The sequence below is a fragment of the Janibacter sp. CoH_79_TC_3 genome (assembly GCF_058197955.1).
Map to the genome: position 1 here is coordinate 1 of NZ_JBXWIV010000224.1, position 229 is coordinate 229.

Sequence of the window (229 nt, forward strand, 5' to 3'; positions counted from 1 at the left end):
CCGCCATATACGCAATATTGCCGCACAGATAATCATTGACGGCATTGTACCAGACCCCGCCGTGGGTGTAGGCGGCCTCGGCGGCAACAATTCCGGCGGCGTTCAGCTGACTGTAGCCGCTGGCGTTGTAGATACGGCGGAACTGCTTGCGCAGCGCCTCCTCCGGAATGAACAGATTTGACACCTGCAGCCCGGCAATGTTGAAGGTCTTGCTGGAGGAGGTCGCAAT

The 229-nt window shown here is 58.5% G+C and carries 1 pseudogene; it reads right to left on the reverse strand.

Going from position 1 to position 229, the window contains the following annotated elements:
- A pseudogene (locus AC2FA3_RS15715) lies at nucleotides 1–229 on the reverse strand (hypothetical protein); the annotation flags it as partial.